Origin of the sequence: Paenochrobactrum gallinarii (genome assembly GCF_014205685.1) — a bacterium.
In the GTDB taxonomy this organism is placed as follows: domain Bacteria; phylum Pseudomonadota; class Alphaproteobacteria; order Rhizobiales; family Rhizobiaceae; genus Paenochrobactrum; species Paenochrobactrum gallinarii.
The window spans coordinates 1-3595 of record NZ_JACIIU010000057.1 but is presented as its reverse complement, the minus strand read 5'-3'; the positions used below and the strand labels follow the sequence as shown (position 1 = coordinate 3595).

3 protein-coding genes and 2 pseudogenes are annotated in these 3595 nt (G+C 51.6%); 4 read left to right on the top strand and 1 reads right to left on the bottom strand.

The features are described 5' to 3' along the window. Nucleotides 1-162 precede the first annotated feature (162 nt). From tnpA to FHS77_RS16545, 4 genes and pseudogenes are all read left to right on the top strand, one after another. The gene (gene tnpA, locus FHS77_RS15695; RefSeq protein WP_184224857.1) at nucleotides 163-579 is read left to right on the top strand and encodes an IS66-like element accessory protein TnpA; all 417 of its coding nucleotides are present in this window, start codon (nucleotides 163-165) and stop codon (nucleotides 577-579) included. After that, nucleotides 576-923, top strand: a complete 348-nt coding sequence (gene tnpB, locus FHS77_RS15690) for an IS66 family insertion sequence element accessory protein TnpB (RefSeq protein ID WP_184224856.1) — start codon at nucleotides 576-578, stop codon at nucleotides 921-923. The genes tnpA and tnpB overlap by 4 nt, the downstream gene beginning before the upstream one ends. Nucleotides 924-1073: 150 nt before the next feature. Beyond that, nucleotides 1074-2611, top strand: a pseudogene (gene tnpC / locus FHS77_RS15685) (IS66 family transposase); the annotation flags it as partial. Between the two features lie 53 nt (nucleotides 2612-2664). Beyond that, complete coding sequence (locus FHS77_RS16545; RefSeq protein ID WP_374786306.1) at nucleotides 2665-2952, top strand: plasmid pRiA4b ORF-3 family protein; 288 nt, start codon at nucleotides 2665-2667, stop codon at nucleotides 2950-2952. 275 nt (nucleotides 2953-3227) lie between these two features. On the opposite strand, the pseudogene FHS77_RS15675 reads toward FHS77_RS16545, so the two are convergent. Further along, nucleotides 3228-3518: pseudogene (locus tag FHS77_RS15675) on the bottom strand (IS66 family transposase); the annotation flags it as partial. Between the last annotated feature and the right edge of the window lie 77 nt (nucleotides 3519-3595).

Genomic DNA, 3595 nt, shown 5'->3' with positions numbered 1-3595 from the left:
TTTCAGTCCAGGCCATCTTGATCTCCGTCGTATGTCAGAAATCCGATTGAATCATAACTAACTGAAATCACTCAATTCATTTTGGAACGGACACTTGTAATGATTGTTTATCTTGATGATTTTTGTGCTTCAATTTTGGCATGATTTCATAAGGATAATCACGTGAGTTCTCACAGGATAGACTTAACGAGCAAGGAACTTGGCCGTCGTCGCTGGCCTTTATCGTTAAAAGAGCAGATTGTGCTGGAAACGCTATGCGCGGAAGCGACAGTATCGGAAGTAGCACAACGCTATGATCTTGATCCTTCGCAGATTTACCAATGGCGTAAAGATCTGAAGATTGCCCGTCAGGAGGTAGACGGTGTAGCAGCGTCGCCAAGCTTTCTTCCCGTAAGCGTATGCGATGCTGACGACGGTTGTCGAGATTTGACCATTGAGAACAAGACTGTGCCGCTTTGCGTGCCACATTCTGGATTGGTCGAGATACAGATCGGTTCTGCGCATTGTGTCCGTGTTGGCGATGGCTTTGCATTTGACACGTTGAGCCGGGTTCTTGATGTTTTGCAGAGGTATCGATGATCCTGCTCGCCGGTGGGGTGAAGGTGTGGCTTGCGACCGGACACACCGACATGCGTAAAGGCTTTCCCGGCTTATCACTTCAGGTTCAGGAGGCGCTGAAGCACGATCCGCATAGCGGCCATCTCTTTGTCTTTCGCGGGCGTGGCGGCGGTCTGATTAAGGTAATCTGGCATGATGGCCAAGGTGCCTGTCTGCTCACTAAGAGGCTTGAGCGGGGTCGTTTTGTCTGGCCATCGGCGGTTGAGAGAACATTGGTGATCACACCTGCACAGCTTGGATATCTGCTTGAAGGGATTGACTGGCGCATGCCGCAAAAAACCTGGCGGCCAAGTTCGGCAGGATAGTAAAAAGTGCTGGCAAGACGTGCAAAAATATGATTCCGTCTTGTTATGGGAGACACGGCAGACCAACCGATTACTGATCTGGAGACCGCACTTTTGCTGCTCGCGAAAGAACGCTCATTGCGGCGTGAAGCAGAGGCACTTGCCGCTTGAGCGCAGGCGGTCAATACGCATGCTGACGCATTAATTGCATCCTTGCGGCTGGAGATTGAGAAGTTAAAGCGTGATCTTTATGGTAGCCGCTCTGAGCGTAAGGCCCGTCTTCTCGATCAGATGGAATTACAGCTTGAGGAACTAGAAGCTGCAGCCTGTGAAGACCAGCTGGCAGCCGAGTGCGCGGCGGCACAGGCTTCTACGGTCAAGCCTTTTGCACGTCAACGTCCATCGAGAAAGCCGTTTGCGGCACACTTGCCGCGTGAGCGCGTGGTGCTCGCAGCCCTTCAAACTGCCCCTGTTGCGGATCGGGGAAACTATCAAAGCCGGGTGAGGATATCACGGGAACGCTGGAAGTGATCCCGCGTCAGTGGAAGGTGATCCAGACGGTACGGGAAAAGTTCTCGTGCCGGGAGTGCGAGAAGATTACGCAGCCGCCCGCACCGTTCCACGTCACGCCCAGAGGCTTTGCAGGCCCGAACCTTTTAGCGATGATCCTGTTTGAGAAGTTCGGTCAGCATCAGCCGCTGAACAGGCAGAGTGAGCGCTATGCACGCGAAGGCATTGATCTGAGCTTGTCCACATTGGCTGATCAGGTCGGAGCATGTACGACAGTACTCAAGCCATTGCATGCCTTGATCGAAGCGCATGTTCTTAATGCTGACCGGTTGCATGGCGACGACACCACGGTGCCGATCCTGGCCCGTGGAAAGACAGACACCGGGCGCATCTTGACCTATGTCCGTGATGACCGTCCCTTTGGCGGAGCCGCACCGCCCGCTACTCTTTATTATGCCTCCCGTGATCGGCGGCAGGAACATCCGGCACAACACCTTAAAACCTTCTCCGGGATTTTACAGGCTGATGCCTATGGCGGTTATAATCCCTTATTCAAGGCAGATCGCAATCCTGCACCTTTGACACAAGCACTTTGCTGGGCACATTCACGACGCAAATTCTTCGTGCTTGCCGACATTGCCGCTAATGCCAAGCGCGGTAAAAAGGCCGCGCGCATCTCTCCTGTTGCACTGGAAGCCGTCAGGCGGATCGATGCCCTGTTTGATATCGAACGTGATATCAATGGTCTTTCTGCCATGGAACGAATGGCACAACGCCAACAGCGCAGTCAGCCTCTTGTGGACACATTGCACGTCTGGCTGCAATCCGAGCGTTCAAAGCTTTCTCGAAGTTCACCTGTTGCGGAACCCATTGATTATATGCTCAGGCGCTGGAATGGCTTTATCACTTTCCTCGACGATGGCAGGATATGTCTGACAAACAATGCCGCTGAACGCGCGCTTCGAGGATTTGCTCTGGGTCGAAAAGCATGGCTCTTTGCGGGCTCTGATCGCGGTGCGGATCGTGCAGCCTGCATAGTAACGCTCATCAACACTGCAAAACTCAATGATGTAGATCCGCAGGCATGGCTGGCAGATGTGCTCGGGCGGATCGCTGATACGCCCATCACAAAACTCGAACAATTATTGCCATGGAATTGGACAGCCCAGCTGGTAAATGAAAAGGCGCTTGCAGCATAATTAAGACGACCACTTGTCTGAAAGTTACCCTTGATGACGTTACTCCCACTGTCATGCGTCGTATCGAGGTACCATTTGATATTCATCTGGATCGGCTACATCTTGTCCTGCAAACGGCATTGGGCTGGACGAATAGCCACCTTTATGAGTTCCGTATCAGTGATGTTGGCTTTGGTATACCTGATCCCGAATGGTGCGAGGGGCCCTTGGATGCCCGCAAGGCAACACTGGAAAAAGTAATTACAGACACTGGCGTTAAGACATTTAAATATCTCTATGATTTTGGTGATGGATGGGAACATTCGAACAAAAATCGAGCGCATCCTTCCAGCAATGCCTGATCTTGAACCTGTTAATCTCATTGAAGCAATAGGGCGTTGCCCGCCAGAGGATGTGGGGGGGGCCAAGAGGATATCAGGAATTCCTCGAGGCAATAGTCGATCCTGGACACGAGCATCATCGCGAACTCAAGTAATGCTGGGGTTCAGCCAGCTTTGATCCCAATACTATCAACAACGATCAAATCGAAAAGGCTCTGCACACACTTGCGAAAAAATGGCGCAAAAAACCAAAAACATAAGAATATCTCTGCATTATCGCGGTAGTCACCGGATGTTTACCTCTGTTTATAGGCATTGACGATTGCAGTTAGCGTGCTGGCCAGCCATTTTTGCGGATCGATAGCGTTGAGTTTACAAGTCTCGATTAGCGATGCGATCGTAGCCCAGTTGCTGACACCTGCTTCATGGCCTGCAAAGAGCGCATTTTTGCGGTTCAATGCGATTGGCTGGATCGTTCGATCGACACTGTTATTATCCAGCTCGATACGACCGTCGGATAAGAACAGGCAGAGGCCATCCCAGTATTTGGCAATATATCTTAAAGCCTCTGACGTGCTCCCCTTTTTAGGACCACCCGGCTGGTGGATTTCCCGGGGTTTAGGCTTTGGGCGAACCAGATGCGCCTGAGCCATTCATCAACGAA